This is a genomic window from Bacteroides cellulolyticus (assembly GCF_025567135.1).
GTDB lineage: Bacteria > Bacteroidota > Bacteroidia > Bacteroidales > Bacteroidaceae > Phocaeicola > Phocaeicola cellulolyticus.
Genome location: NZ_JAOQJJ010000006.1, coordinates 72,721 through 86,661, shown reverse-complemented (window position 1 = coordinate 86,661; position 13,941 = coordinate 72,721). Strand labels below are relative to the sequence as shown.

12 protein-coding genes are annotated in these 13,941 nt (G+C 41.8%); 6 read left to right on the top strand and 6 right to left on the bottom strand.

The window, feature by feature from the left end; all coding sequences use genetic code 11:
* Nucleotides 1-15 precede the first annotated feature (15 nt).
* Genes OCV82_RS08055 through OCV82_RS08045 form a run of 3 tightly spaced genes read right to left on the bottom strand, consistent with a single transcriptional unit; the run spans nucleotide 16 to nucleotide 3,387 of the window.
* Nucleotides 16-696 carry an ABC transporter ATP-binding protein gene (locus OCV82_RS08055; RefSeq protein WP_154043934.1) on the bottom strand — a complete coding sequence of 227 codons (681 nt, stop codon included), beginning with the start codon at nucleotides 694-696 and terminating at the stop codon, nucleotides 16-18.
* 38 nt (nucleotides 697-734) lie between these two features.
* Nucleotides 735-1,994: an efflux RND transporter periplasmic adaptor subunit gene (locus tag OCV82_RS08050; RefSeq protein WP_154043933.1), complete on the bottom strand. Its 1,260-nt coding sequence runs from the start codon at nucleotides 1,992-1,994 to the stop codon at nucleotides 735-737.
* 16 nt (nucleotides 1,995-2,010) lie between these two features.
* Nucleotides 2,011-3,387, bottom strand: a complete 1,377-nt coding sequence (locus OCV82_RS08045) for a TolC family protein (protein WP_154043932.1) — start codon at nucleotides 3,385-3,387, stop codon at nucleotides 2,011-2,013.
* Nucleotides 3,388-3,723: 336 nt separating this feature from the next.
* On the opposite strand from OCV82_RS08045, the gene OCV82_RS08040 reads away from it, so the two are divergent.
* The 6 genes from OCV82_RS08040 to OCV82_RS08015 all read left to right on the top strand — a co-directional run bounded on the left by OCV82_RS08040 (nucleotide 3,724) and on the right by OCV82_RS08015 (nucleotide 9,814).
* Nucleotides 3,724-3,984, top strand: coding sequence for an OadG family protein (locus OCV82_RS08040; RefSeq protein WP_154043931.1), 261 nt, complete (start codon nucleotides 3,724-3,726; stop codon nucleotides 3,982-3,984).
* Between the two features lie 27 nt (nucleotides 3,985-4,011).
* On the top strand, nucleotides 4,012-5,856 hold the full coding sequence (locus tag OCV82_RS08035; RefSeq protein ID WP_154043930.1) for a biotin/lipoyl-containing protein: 1,845 nt from the start codon (nucleotides 4,012-4,014) through the stop codon (nucleotides 5,854-5,856).
* Between the two features lie 7 nt (nucleotides 5,857-5,863).
* A complete protein-coding gene (locus OCV82_RS08030) occupies nucleotides 5,864-7,099 on the top strand; it encodes a sodium ion-translocating decarboxylase subunit beta (RefSeq protein ID WP_154043929.1) in 1,236 nt (411 codons plus the stop codon).
* A gap of 130 nt (nucleotides 7,100-7,229) precedes the next feature.
* Entirely contained in the window at nucleotides 7,230-8,087 is an 858-nt protein-coding gene (locus tag OCV82_RS08025; protein WP_154043928.1) for an enoyl-ACP reductase FabI, read from the top strand.
* 10 nt (nucleotides 8,088-8,097) lie between these two features.
* Nucleotides 8,098-9,093 carry a gliding motility protein GldB-related protein gene (locus OCV82_RS08020; RefSeq protein WP_154043927.1) on the top strand — a complete coding sequence of 332 codons (996 nt, stop codon included), beginning with the start codon at nucleotides 8,098-8,100 and terminating at the stop codon, nucleotides 9,091-9,093.
* Between the two features lie 16 nt (nucleotides 9,094-9,109).
* Entirely contained in the window at nucleotides 9,110-9,814 is a 705-nt protein-coding gene (locus OCV82_RS08015) for an SAM-dependent methyltransferase (RefSeq protein ID WP_154043926.1), read from the top strand.
* Here OCV82_RS08015 and OCV82_RS08010 read toward each other — a convergent pair.
* The 3 genes from OCV82_RS08010 to OCV82_RS08000 all read right to left on the bottom strand — a co-directional run bounded on the left by OCV82_RS08010 (nucleotide 9,805) and on the right by OCV82_RS08000 (nucleotide 13,935).
* Entirely contained in the window at nucleotides 9,805-10,788 is a 984-nt protein-coding gene (locus tag OCV82_RS08010) for a hypothetical protein (RefSeq protein ID WP_154043925.1), read from the bottom strand. The two genes, OCV82_RS08015 and OCV82_RS08010, sit on opposite strands and share 10 nt — an antisense overlap.
* 39 nt (nucleotides 10,789-10,827) lie before the next feature.
* Nucleotides 10,828-11,679 (bottom strand): lipoyl synthase, encoded by an 852-nt coding sequence (lipA, locus tag OCV82_RS08005; RefSeq protein WP_154043924.1) that lies wholly within the window; start codon nucleotides 11,677-11,679, stop codon nucleotides 10,828-10,830.
* An 81-nt stretch (nucleotides 11,680-11,760) separates the two neighbouring features.
* Nucleotides 11,761-13,935 carry a S9 family peptidase gene (locus OCV82_RS08000; protein WP_394802654.1) on the bottom strand — a complete coding sequence of 725 codons (2,175 nt, stop codon included), beginning with the start codon at nucleotides 13,933-13,935 and terminating at the stop codon, nucleotides 11,761-11,763.
* Nucleotides 13,936-13,941: the final 6 nt, after the last annotated feature.

The window sequence follows — 13,941 nt, the reverse complement described above, 5'->3', positions numbered from 1 at the left end:
CTATCAGACTTGCATTTACAATTCATTTCTTACATCACCCACAATACGTCCGTCGAAGAGGTTGATGATTCTTTGTGCTACTGAAGCGTCTTTCTGTGAGTGAGTCACCATTACTATAGTTGTGCCTTCCGAGTTCAGTTCTGTAAGCAGATCCATTACCTCCTTACCGTTCTTTGAGTCGAGGTTACCGGTAGGCTCATCGGCAAGTACCAGCTTAGGGTTTGACACTACGGCACGGGCTATTGCCACACGCTGCTGCTGACCGCCGGACAACTGCTGCGGGAAGTGGTGTGAACGGTGGCTGATGTTCATTCTTTTCAGAATTTCCGTAACGCGCTGTTTGCGTTCTGCCGCACCGATGTTGAGATATTTCAGAGGCAGTTCCACATTTTCAAACACATTCAGCTCGTCTATAAGGTTGAAGCTCTGGAACACAAAACCAAGGTTACCCTTGCGGAATTTGGTACGTTCGCGTTCTTTCAGGTTTGCCACTTCTTGTCCCAACAGTTCGTAGCTGCCTCCTGTGGGATTGTCCAGCAGACCGAGGATGTTCAACAATGTTGACTTGCCGCATCCTGACGGCCCCATGATAGCTACAAATTCACCTTCGTTTATTTCGAAAGACACTTCGTTCAATGCTGTAGTTTCAATTTCTTCTGTACGGAAAACTTTGCTGAGGTTAGTTACTTTAATCATATTGTTTGAGTTTTTAAGTTTGTGAGTTTTTAAGTTTGTTAATTCAACACCAGACAGTCATTGTCACCGAAATTGTCATATCCAGATGTGATGACCTTTTCTCCCGGTTGCAGACCTTCAAGCACTTCGTAATACTGAGGATTCTGACGACCTATACGTATTTCTCTTTTATAAGCTTTCGAACCGTCCTCGGTAATTACGTAAATCCATCGTCCGCCTGTCTTCTGATAGAATGTGCCGCGAGGAATCATAATGGCTTCTTCAGGTTGTCCCAATTGCAGGTTCAGATAGTATGTCTGACCTGTACGGATATTCTCAGGCTGTGCTCCGCTGAACTTGAAGTCGGCCTTGAACTTTCCGTCGCGTACTTCAGGATAGACCTTGCGTATGACGGCATGGAACGATTCGTCCTGTCTTTCGAAATCGGCTTCCAGACCGGAAGTAACACGGTCGATGTAGTGTTCGTCTATCTGTGCTTCAATCTTGTAGCTGTCAAGGGTATTTATCTGTCCAACTTTGCTGCCCGACGGTACAGACTGACCGAGAACAACATCAAGCAACCCCAGTTCGCCATCTATAGGGGCAGTAATCACAAGGTTGTCTTTTCTCTTGCGTATCATCTGCATATTGATTCGCATATTGCTCAGACTTTCCTGCATCTGTTCCACCTGTACGCTGCGGTAAAGGCTGTCCTGTATGGAACGTTCCTTTACGAGTTCCAGTTTGTCCTTTGCCAACTGATAGTCTTCTTCGGCTTTCAGATAGTCCTCTTTGGCTATCAGGTCTTCGGCGTAAAGAGATTTTTGCGATTCGTATGTTCTGCGATAGCGTCTTACTTCCATTTCCAGTTGCAGCATTTCCTGATTTACGCTCAGACGTTGCTGTTCCATCGAAATCATTGTATTGCGGAGGATATTTTCCTTTTCGGCAAGGTCGGCTTCCGAGTTCAATATCTGCATATCAAGGTTTTCGTTTGTAAGACGCAGGATTTTGTCGCCGGCTTTTACGTGCGAACCTTCTTCCATGAATATCTCTTTCACCACTCCTGTTTCAAGGGGACTAAGCTGTATGGTTGTCATCGGCTGTACCTGACCTGAGATACGGATGTAGTCATTGAATTCGCCTTTCATAACTTTGTTTATTGATAGGGTTTCCGCATTCACTCTCAGTGTGCTTACATTGTCTCTTATCAGGATGTATCCTATAAGGCACAACAGCAGTCCGCCACCCCAGTAAGGCAAGGCTTTTTTGCTGAACACCAGTGCCATTCCTTTTTTCTTTTCTATTGCTCTGTCCATGATATGTTATACTTTTTTATTGTTCTATGTAACTTATTCCTTTATAATATTTCACTACGCTGCGTTTCAGATAATATTGCAGCAATGCGTTCAACTCTTCAGCCTGTGAGTTCAGGAAAGAATTTGTAATAGTCTGATAGTCGATAGGGGATACCATGCCCTGACGCATCTTCTTTTCGTGCAGCAGATAGGTGGCTTCCTGTGCTTTTGAACGTTTCATGGCAAGTACAAGCGACTTGCGGGCACCAGTCTTGTCCTGTATTGCACGCTGTACTTCGGATTTTATGTCGTGTACTGTCTGTCGGTATTGTGCCTCGGCGCGTCGGTATTCGTTTTTCTTTTTCGAAAGGTTCGAAAATCTGGAAAGTCTGTCATAAATAGGAATTGAAAGACTCAGCTGTATGTACTCGCCGGAGTTGTTTTTCCATTGCGAATTGAATGACGGTACAGTGTAAGAGTTGTTTCCTGGATAGCTGTAGTAGCTGGTTGACCATCCTCCACTTAGCGACAGGCTCGGAAGAAACTGCCATTTAGCCGTGTTCAGAGCGAATTTGGCTTTGTCTATTGTGCCTTTTGCTATGAGTGCTGATGGCTGTGAACTGACCGCGTAATCCATTATTTCGTTTGCCTTGTCCTCTTCTTCCACCAGTGCCGAATATTTTTCGTCTATCATTGTGCGGTCTATTTCAAGTTCTTCTTCAACGGGCCACATCATTACGGATTTCAGTGTGAGCAGTGCATCCTGGCTGTTGTTGTACGATGTCTCCAGCTGATATTCCCTGTCGGCAAGGTCGGCCTCCATCTGTGCCACATCAGGTCGGCTTTTCTGTCCCGTTTCATATTGTTTCTGCATCAGCAGCAAGCTGGCTTTCGAGTTTTCCACTTGTTTACGGAGAACTTCAGTCATTTCAGTGTGGTACAGTACATTGAAGTAGGCTTCCATAACTGCCAGACACAGTTCGTCGCGCAGCTTGTCTTCCTGCGAGATTCCCATCTTTACGGCTGTCTGCGAAATTCTGATATTGTTGATGGCGGAAAATCCGTTGAACAGTGTGATGCTTGCGCTCAGTGAGTAACCGTTATTGAAAGATGTGGTATTGGTATAGGTGTTTGTTTCAGGGTCCACGGCACGTCCGAAATTACTGTAGGCGTATGTTCCTGCCGAAACAGACGGGGTGAATGTCTTGAGTATCGCGTCGCGTCTCTCAGTACGTGCGTCGGCATTGTCAAGTTTTTGTATTTCATTTTTGGTGGAATATTCTATTGCATATTCCATACAGTCGCGCAGTGTCATTGTACGTAAGGAATCGGCAGCGGATGTTGTGTCGCTTCCGTAAGCCATGCATTGCGTTCCTGCCAAAATTAGAATTATGGGTATAAATATTTTTTTCATTTTACGGTTGTTTTTACACTAACTATAATGCCATAACCGTGCCAAAAATGTAATTCGTTGATATTGTGATAGTTGATAAAAATGTCTGTTGTGGCAACTGTAAGGTTTCTTTACAGTAGTGTAAAGATGGATTACACTGAGGTGTAAAATATAATGTATGAATGACAATATTTGGATTTTATTCTGATTAAATATGTAAAATGTATTTCAAAGTTATGAATGTTGATAATTTTAAAGTTTTTTGTATCAATGCAATATATTTAATTGGTATATTGGGGCGCCTTTTAAGCGGCATGGCTTTAAATGGTGTCGGTAATACATTAAAATTAGATATATATGGAAAATATTGGAACAGGTCTGATGCTGATGCTCGTAGGTATGTGCACGGTATTCGTAATCCTTCTAATTATTATCTGGCTTAGTACTCTTCTGATTAAGGCGGTGAACAAATTTGCTCCACCCGAAGAGGAAGTCAAACGTAAGCCTGCAGTAGCAACCGTTTCATTGGAAGAGGATTCCGTGAAGGCTATTAACATTGCGGTGGAAAAACTTACAGGTGGTAAGGGCAAGGTAATGAAAATTGAGAAGTTGAATTGATTAAAGAAATGAAAACACATTAAGAAAATGGAAAAAGAAGTGAAATTCAGTCTGGTCTTCCGCGATATGTGGCAGAGTGCCGGAAAATATGTACCACGTGTTGACCAATTGGTAAAGATAGCTCCTGTGATAGTGGAAATGGGATGCTTTGACAGAGTTGAGACTAACGGAGGCGGTTTTGAACAGGTAAATCTGCTGTTTGGTGAAAATCCTAATAAGGCTGTGAGAGAATGGACAAAGCCTTTTCACGAAGCTGGCATCCAGACACATATGCTTGACCGCGCATTGAACGGACTGAGAATGAGTCCTGTTCCGGCAGACGTAAGAAAACTGTTCTACAAGGTAAAGAAGGCTCAGGGAACTGACATTACACGTACTTTCTGCGGACTGAATGATGTTCATAATATAATCCCGTCAATAGGATATGCACACGATGCTGGAATGATTTCACAGTGCTGTCTGTGTATCACTTATTCTCCTATACATACAGTGGAATACTATCTCGATATGGCTAAGAAGCTTATCGATGCCGGATGCGATGAAATTTGCATCAAGGATATGGCCGGTATCGGACGTCCTGTATTCCTAGGTAAACTTGTTGCCGGAATAAAGAAGATAAAGGATATAACCATACAGTATCACTCTCATGCAGGTCCGGGTTTCAATATGGCTTCAATTCTTGAGGTTTGCAAGGCCGGATGCGACTATGTGGACTGTGGTATGGATCCTTTGTCATGGGGAACAGGTCATGCCGACATTATCAGTGTGCAGGCAATGTTGAAGGATGCAGGTTTCAAGGTTAAGGAAATCAATATTAATGCCTATATGAAGGCAAGAACCATGATTCAAGAATTCATGGACGACTTCCTTGGATTGTATATCAGTCCTAAGAATCGTATGATGAACTCATTGCTCGTAGGTCCGGGACTTCCGGGAGGTATGATGGGTAGCTTGATGGCTGACCTTGAAACAAACCTTGAATCTATAAATAAATATAAGGCAAAGAATAATCTGCCGCTTATGACTCAGGATGAATTGCTTATCAAGTTGTTCGATGAGGTGTCATATGTATGGCCGCGTGTAGGATATCCTTGTTTGGTAACTCCTTTCAGCCAGTATGTCAAGAATCTGGCAATGATGAATGTCATTCAGATGGAAAAAGGCAAGGAACGCTGGGCTATGATAGCAGACGATGTATGGGATATGATACTCGGCAAGGCTGGAGCACTGGCAGGTCCGTTGGCAGATGAGATTGTTGAAAAGGCAAAGAGCGAAGGCAGAACATTCTTTACAGGCAATCCTCAGGACAATTATCCGGATCAGCTTGACAAATACCGTCAGATGATGGCTGAAAAAGGATGGGAGACAGGTCAGGATGATGAAGAACTGTTCGAATATGCTATGCATCCTGCTCAGTATGAGGCATACAAGAGCGGAAAGGCTAAGGCAGACTTCCTGGCAGACGTGGAGAAACGCCGTGCTGAGGCTGAAAGCGGTTCAATGCCTAAGGAAGGTACTCAGGTGCTCACTGTAGATGTGAATGGAAAGCCTTATCGTGTGACTGTAGCTTTCAGTGACACTGCATTGCCAGCACAGTCTGCATCTGCTGATGGCGCTCAGCAGGCTGCTGCATCTGGCGAGGGCAAGGATGTGCTTTCTCCGCTTGAAGGAAAATTCTATCTCACTAAATCGGCTCAGGAAACACCTTTGAAGGTTGGCGATAAGGTTAATCCGGGCGACACTCTCTGCTATATTGAAGCAATGAAGACTTATATAGCAGTCAATGCCGAGTTTGGCGGTACTGTAACTGCCATCTGCATGAACTCAGGCGACTCTGTTTCTGAAGATGATGTATTAATGAAGATAAAGTGATAGATGTATGGAAGAGATTTTTGAACGATTATACGATATGACTGCGTTCAGCAATATCATTGCCGATCCGCGGTTCTTGATAATGTATGCCATAGCTTTCGTACTGCTTTATCTGGGTATAAAGAAACAGTACGAACCGCTGTTGCTTGTACCGATAGCTTTCGGTGTGTTGCTCGCCAACTTCCCTGGAGGGGAGATGGGAGTGATACAGGCCGATGAGAACGGTATGGTGATGGTGAATGGCGTGATGAAGAATATATGGGAAATGCCTCTGCATGAGATAGCTCACGAACTGGGACTGATGAACTTCATTTATTATATGCTCATCAAGACAGGTTTCCTTCCTCCGGTAATATTTATGGGTGTGGGTGCACTGACCGACTTCGGCCCTATGCTGCGTAATCTGCGTCTGTCTATTTTCGGAGCTGCAGCGCAACTTGGTATTTTTGCAGTGCTTATAGTAGCAATAATGGTGGGCTTTACTCCTCAGGAAGCCGCTTCATTGGGTATAATAGGTGGAGCTGACGGTCCGACGGCTATATTTACTACTATTAAATTAGCTCCGCATTTGCTTGGCCCTATAGCTATTGCGGCTTATTCATATATGGCTCTTGTTCCTGTAATCATACCATTAGTAGTAAAATTATGGTGTACCAAGAAGGAACTTAGTATAAATATGAAAGAACAGGAGAAGAAATATCCTCCTACTATTGAAATAAAGAACATGCGTGTATTGAAGATAGTATTTCCGATTGCGGTTACTACTATAGTGGCATTGTTCGTGCCAAGTGCTGTTCCATTGGTAGGTATGCTAATGTTCGGTAACTTGGTGAAAGAGATTGGTTCGAACACATCACGTCTGTTCGATGCCGCATCAAACAGCATAATGAATGCCGCAACCATTTTCCTCGGTATCTCGGTTGGTGCAACAATGACTACTGACGCTTTCCTGAACTGGACAACAATAGGTATCGTGATTGGAGGTTTCCTTGCTTTCGGTCTTTCAATATCAGGCGGTATTTTCTTTGTCAAGATCTATAATCTGTTTACAAAGAAGAAAATCAATCCGCTTATCGGTGCTACTGGATTGAGTGCCGTGCCTATGGCGAGCCGTGTGGCAAACGAAATTGCATTGAAATATGATCCGAAGAATCACGTATTACAGTATTGTATGGCAAGTAATATCTCCGGAGTGATAGGTTCTGCGGTAGCTGCCGGAGTGCTTATTTCTTTCCTTGGATAGAACTTTGAGATTAATATATTGTTAAAGTTTTTTATAGCAAAACTGCACAATATTAAAGAAAAGTGAGCAAAAGTGGCATATATTGTAAATAAAGCAGTATATTTGCAGGCGTAATAACAAATTTAAATATATGAGTTATAATTTGCTTAAAGGAAAAAGGGGTATTATTTTCGGTGCCCTTAACGAACAGTCTATAGCATGGAAAGTTGCAGAGAAAGCTGTAGAAGAAGGTGCAATAATCACATTGTCAAATACTCCTGTAGCAGTACGTATGGGTGAAGTTTCTGCTTTGGCAGAAAAATTGAACTGTGAGGTTATACCTGCCGACGCAACAAGCGTTGAAGATCTTGAAAATGTCTTCAAGCGTTCTATGGAAGTATTAGGAGGAAAGATAGATTTTGTATTGCACTCTATCGGTATGTCTCCAAATGTTCGTAAAAAACGTACATACGATGACTTGGATTACGATATGTTGAGCAAGACTCTTGATATCTCAGCTGTTTCATTCCACAAAATGATTCAGTGTGCAAAAAAACTTGATGCCATAAATGAATATGGTTCAATCCTTGCATTGAGTTATGTTGCTGCTCAGCGTACATTCTACGGATATAACGATATGGCTGATGCTAAGGCTCTGCTTGAATCAATAGCACGTAGCTTCGGATATATTTACGGTCGTGAACATCATGTTCGTATCAACACTATTTCACAGTCGCCTACTATGACTACTGCGGGATCGGGTGTTAAGGGAATGGACAAATTGTTCGACTTTGCTAACCGTATGTCTCCTCTTGGTAATGCTTCTGCAGATGAATGTGCAGACTACTGTATCGTGATGTTCTCTGACTTGACTAAGAAGGTTACTATGCAGAACCTTTACCACGATGGTGGTTTCTCAAGTGTAGGTATGAGTCTTCGTGCAATGGCTACATACGAAAAGGGACTTGACGAATATAAAGATGAAAATGGTAACATTATCTACGGATAATTGATTTTTAATGCGAAACATTTTAATCATAATATTAAGTTTATTAGTGCTTTCTGCCTGTCGCGATGACAGGCAGGAAGACTTTTTTTTATCTGAAGGAAAGATAAAAATCCACAGATACGACAGATTGCAGTTTGAAGCTTCTGCGCTGAACAGCTTCACTTCGCTGCAAAAAATGAATATGGATTTCCCTCATGCGACAAAAATTCTTATCGAGGATGTTCTGGCACTGGGATCGGTGAATGATGAGAAAATAAACGACCGGTTATGTGCATATTATTCCGATACTTCTCTTGTAAATCTGATGCTTGATGTGGAAGATAAGTATAAGGACCTCGGTAGTTTTGAAAAAGAACTGACAAAAGCTTTTGTTAATCTGAAGAAGGAACTTCCGTCTATGACAGTGCCGGCAGTATATTCACAAATATCGGCATTGAACCAGTCTATAGTAGTATCTGACAGTCTTATAGGAATAAGCCTTGACAAGTATATGGGTGAGGATTATCCTATGTATAAGAAGTATTATTATAATTATCAGCGTAAATCAATGTCTCCCGACAGAATAGTGCCTGACTGTATTTCATTTTATCTGTTGGGGCTATATCCTTTCCCATGGGAGAAAGACCACCGCTCGCTGTTCGATATTATGATGTACAGGGGGAAGATTGCGTGGATTACTGAGAAAGTGCTTGGTGAGAGCGATTACGGAGCCCGTATATTGGGATATGATAAGGAACAATTGGCATGGTGTGAGAAGAATAAAAAATCGTTTATTGAGTGGGTGGAGAAATCAAGACACCTCGAAAGTACAGACCCAATGATTATTCGTGCCTATATACAGCCAACTCCAAATAAAATCCTTAAAGATGAAGTACCGCCGATGATAGGTGTCTGGATGGGAATGCAGTATATAAATGCATATATGAAGAAAAATCCGGATGTAACGATAGAGAAGCTTCTGGAAGATACTGATTATGAAGGAATGTTGATGGACATTGATATTTAGTATTCAAATAGAAAATATGGAGACAGCATTATATTTATTGCCGGTAACGTTGGGAGATACATCTGTAGAGAAGGTTCTGCCGGTATATAACAAGGAAATTATCAGTGAAATAAAATACTTTATAGTCGAAGACGTTCGTTCGGCACGAAGATTTCTGAAGAAAGTGGATCATTCTATCGTTATTGATGATTTGACATTCTTTACACTGAACAAACATACTTCTCCCGAAGATATTTCAGGCTTTCTGAAACCTTTGGCTGAAGGGAATTCCATGGGAGTAATATCTGAGGCGGGTTGCCCTGCAGTTGCCGATCCGGGAGCTGATGTGGTGGCAATAGCACAGCGCAAGAACTATAAGGTTGTTCCGCTAGTCGGTCCTTCTTCCATAATACTTTCGGTTATGGCATCAGGATTTAACGGTCAGAGTTTTGCGTTTCATGGATATTTGCCTATTGATGCCAATGAGAGGATTAAAAGGCTTAAAGAACTTGAAAACAGAGTATATTCGGAAAATCAGACACAATTGTTTATAGAAACTCCATACAGAAACAATAAGATGATGGAGGATATAATGAAAGCTTGTCGTCCGCAGACAAAGTTGTGTATAGCAGCTAATATTACATGCGAAGGGGAATATATCAAGACTCGTACTTTGAAGGAATGGCACGGGAAACTGCCTGACTTGTCAAAGATTCCGTGTATATTCCTTATTTACAAATAAAATTCTTTCCATAAGCTGGCAGCGTCTTTAAGATGTTCCAGCTCTTTTTTTATGGATTTGTTCAGTTGGTGCTGACCGTTTTCCATATCTTCGAACTTGAAGAACTTTCCTTCAAGTCTTATGTCGCTTTCAGCTTTTAAGGGCAGTATGAATAAAAGAATGTTATTGCATATTCCGCATGAGCATTCTTCGCTATATTGTAATATAAGTCGTGGCTGAATGTTTTTTCCAGTAAATCTCTTGGCTGTTTTGGTGGCATACTTTATGCAGTCTTCTACTGTACCTTCAAGGTTTCTTTCAATAGGAAGGTCCCACACTTGTGATGGCATGTTTTTGTTCGAGAGCAGGAGCTTTCCGTTACAGACTGGTGCTATGCGTATTATGTTTTGTTTTGACAGATCGATTTTTGCCACAAAATGTATTCCTAACGTATTTATAATAAGGCAAATAATGTATATCGACACAGGAACGACATTTATCATGAAAAAGCGTCCTTCCGGACTCCAGTCGTGATTCAGTGTCTTTATTATATACAGAATTATGAGGTGAACCGATGAAAGAACAATGATTATTTTTGTCTCGAACTTATATGAAAAGCATATCCTTATGCCTAGTTTGCTGACAATGTCCTTATATAATTCGGGGGCAGTGTGATAAATGAAAGCAAATGCCATCAGCGAGAACTCTACAGTAGGAGTGATGGTATTGAGAGGTACATATTTATATCCCCAAAACAATCTGAGAACAAAACATGTACCTATACCTAATGTACCAAGCAGGAGAAAGAAATTCAGGTCTTTCATCCTGATAATGTTGTATGTAAGCATTATCAGGCTTAACAGCAGTCCCACACCTAGCATTTCAGTGTTGGGAAAGAAATGCAGACCTATTAATGTGATTATGATTGGTAAAAGTCCTATTGATACGATTTTGTTTCTTAGATTCATGCCCATATTCTGTTTGTTCTCTTTCATTATATATCAAAGTTTCAACAAACAAAATACCGTGATTGTTCACTTGTGGATGATATGTTTTTCCGCATGATATGATGAACGTACCAGTGGACCGCTTTCTACAGTCTTGAATCCCTTGTTTTCTCCTATTATTCTATACTCTTCGAACTGTTCCGGTGTGACATATTCCGCTACAGGATAGTGCTTATGCGAAGGCTGAAGGTATTGGCCTATTGTCAGTATCTTGCATCCTGCTTCAAGCAAGTCGTCCATAGTTTCCAGAACTTCTTCCTTAGTCTCTCCAAGTCCTACCATTATTCCTGATTTTGCTGTAATTCCGCTTTCCGAAATTTGTTTTATTACGTTGAGACTTGTGTCATATTTTGCTACGCTTCTTACCAGCGGACTGATTCTCCTTACGGTCTCCATGTTGTGTGACAGGATATCAGGTCTTGCCTCTATTACCTGACTTACCAGTTCCGGTTTACCCTGGAAGTCCGGTATCAGAGCTTCGATAGTAGTTTCTGGATTGACTTCTTTTATCTTCTGCAGTGTCTTTGCCCAGTGTGATGCTCCAAGGTCTTCAAGGTCGTCTCTGTCAACTGATGTGATAACTGCGTGGTTGAGTTTCATTAATTTTATTGATTCTGCCACGTTTGCCGGTTCGTTTTCATCGAGTGGGAGAGGCTTTCCTGTGCATGTATTGCAGAATTTGCATGAACGCGTACATATGGCTCCGCAAATCATGAATGTAGCCGTACCTTTGCCCCAGCATTCGCCCATATTGGGACAGCGGCCGCTGCTGCATATAGTGTGAAGTTTATGTGTATCTACAATTTTTTTTGTTTCTGCATATCTGGCGTTGGCTCCGATACTTATCTTCAGCCATTCCGGTTTTCTGATGTGTGTCATAGATTATGTTTTTAGGTGACAAGTAAATAAGTTGACGAGTTGACAGAACGTGTTTATGCTCGTGCCAACTCGTCAAGTATATTATAGATTTCTGATAAAGAATTCACTTACTCTGGTCATAAGGTGATGTCTGGTATTACCACCGAATATGCTGTGATTACGGTTTGTGTAAACCTGCATATCAAACTGTTTGCCGGCCTGTACAAGTGCTTCCGCATATTCTGCACAGTTCTGATAGTGGACATTGTCATCGGCGGTGCCATGGATAAGCAACAGGTTACCTTTCAGGTTTTTGGCTCTGCTGATAGCCGAACCTGCTTCGTATCCTTCACCGTTTTCTTTAGGAGTACGCATGAATCTTTCCGTATATACAGTGTCGTAGTATTTCCAGCATGAAGGTGCTGCTATAGCAACTCCGGCTTTGAAAGCTCCGCTTCCGTCGCTCATTGACATAAGTGTGTTATAGCCGCCGAAGCTCCATCCCCAGATACCGATTCTCTTTCCGTCAACGTATGGCAGTGAACTAAGATATTTGGCTGTTTCAACCTGGTCTTCCGACTCTTTTACACCGAGATACATATATGTACATTTTTCGAATTCAGCTCCGCGTCCGCCTGTTCCGCGTCCGTCAACACATACCATGATGTAGCCTTTGTCGCACATATATGCTTCGAACATACCTCCGTCGCTGAAACTTCCGATGCCCCATTTGTCTAGTACCTGTTGTGAACCCGGACCGCTGTACTGGTGCATGATTACCGGATATTTCTTGCTTGGGTTGAAGTTTACAGGTTTCATTATCCAGCCGTTCAGTTCAGTTCCGTTGCTTGTCTTGAAAGTAAAGAATTCTTTCTGTGGCAAGTTCAGCGATTTGGTCTGTTCTTTAAGCTCCTTATTATCGAGCAGAGTTACAATTTCTTTTCCCTTATTGTTGTTGATGGTGATAAGGGTAGGAGTAGTCATGTTTGAGAAAGTATTTATGAAATATTCCATATTGCTGCTGAAGATGGCATTGTTTGTACCTTCTCTCTTCGAAAGCTTTGTAACTTCTCCTTTTTTGTTGACCTTGAATATGGCAGTTCTAAGAGGGCTGTTGTCGTATCCTCTATAGTAGAATTCATTTGTATTCTGATTCCATCCTAAGAAGTCTGTCACTTCGTACTTTCCTTTTGTAATCTGTCTTACAAGGTTACCGCCTATGGTGTAAAGATACAGATGATTGAATCCGTCTCTTTCGCTCATCATCACTATATTGTCTGTAAAGAACTCCATATTTGCATATGCAGGCTCCTTGATGTATTGCTCTGCCTCGTCACGAATAGTCAGTTTGCAGATTCCGCTTCTAGGATTTGCCATATACATGTCGAATCTGTTCTGATGGCGGTTAAGAGTCATTATAGCCAGTTTTTCCGGATCGGATGTAAACTTGATGCGAGGAATATATCCGTCTTCATCAAGCGGCAAGTCCATTTTTCTTGTAACCTTGCTCTTGATGTCAAAAGTATGTACTGTGACTTTAGAGTTTACTTCTCCGGCTTTAGGGTATTTGTATTCGTAAGCTCCCGGATAGTATTCGTATTCGCTTTTTTCAGGTGCCATTCCTTTATACCAAGGGAAAGAGAACTGTTTTACCTGACTCTCATCAAATCTGATGTATGCAATCATTTTGCTGTCGGCACTGAACTCGAATGCTCTGTTGAAGCCGAATTCTTCTTCATAAACCCAGTCTGGGATACCGTTAAGAACTTTGTTGTACTCTCCGTCCTTTGTCACCTGCGATTCACTGTTTCCGAAAAGAAGCTTCACAAGATATATGTTATTGTTTCTTACGAATGCTATCTGGAAACCGTCCGGTGAGAAAAGAGGAACCTGTTGCGGACCGTTCTTTGACAGAGGTTCCATCTTGTTGTTCTTTACGTTGTAGATATAATATTCGGCTGTAAACGAACGTCTGTATATAGGCTTCGTTTCTGTCTGTATCAGGATTAGCTTTTCATCGGGCGACATAATATAGTCGTCGAACGATTTAAGACTACAGTCGCGGGCTGTTGTTATGTCGAAAATTGTTCCGACTTCTTCTCCTGTCTTGAATGAGTACTTTACTATTCTTTTCTTGTCGGCACTGATCTGAGTGTAATGTTCGCCGTCAAGCATTGGTCTGAGACCGTAAATATTCTTTGCACGGTATGTTCCGTTAGCAACATCTTTTAGAGTTACCTTTTCTGCATGAATGCCGAATGTCAATCCGACAATCATTAGCAA

Coding starts and splice junctions, on each gene's coding strand:
- OCV82_RS08020 (WP_154043927.1), top strand. CDS start 8,098: ATGCGAAACATTTTAATCATAATATTAAGTTTATTAGTGCTTTCTGCC.
- OCV82_RS08000 (WP_394802654.1), bottom strand. CDS start 13,935: ATGATTGTCGGATTGACATTCGGCATTCATGCAGAAAAGGTAACTCTA.
- OCV82_RS08045 (WP_154043932.1), bottom strand. CDS start 3,387: ATGAAAAAAATATTTATACCCATAATTCTAATTTTGGCAGGAACGCAA.
- OCV82_RS08030 (WP_154043929.1), top strand. CDS start 5,864: ATGGAAGAGATTTTTGAACGATTATACGATATGACTGCGTTCAGCAAT.
- OCV82_RS08015 (WP_154043926.1), top strand. CDS start 9,110: ATGGAGACAGCATTATATTTATTGCCGGTAACGTTGGGAGATACATCT.
- OCV82_RS08055 (WP_154043934.1), bottom strand. CDS start 696: ATGATTAAAGTAACTAACCTCAGCAAAGTTTTCCGTACAGAAGAAATT.
- OCV82_RS08035 (WP_154043930.1), top strand. CDS start 4,012: ATGGAAAAAGAAGTGAAATTCAGTCTGGTCTTCCGCGATATGTGGCAG.
- lipA (WP_154043924.1), bottom strand. CDS start 11,679: ATGACACACATCAGAAAACCGGAATGGCTGAAGATAAGTATCGGAGCC.
- OCV82_RS08050 (WP_154043933.1), bottom strand. CDS start 1,994: ATGGACAGAGCAATAGAAAAGAAAAAAGGAATGGCACTGGTGTTCAGC.
- OCV82_RS08010 (WP_154043925.1), bottom strand. CDS start 10,788: ATGAAAGAGAACAAACAGAATATGGGCATGAATCTAAGAAACAAAATC.
- OCV82_RS08025 (WP_154043928.1), top strand. CDS start 7,230: ATGAGTTATAATTTGCTTAAAGGAAAAAGGGGTATTATTTTCGGTGCC.
- OCV82_RS08040 (WP_154043931.1), top strand. CDS start 3,724: ATGGAAAATATTGGAACAGGTCTGATGCTGATGCTCGTAGGTATGTGC.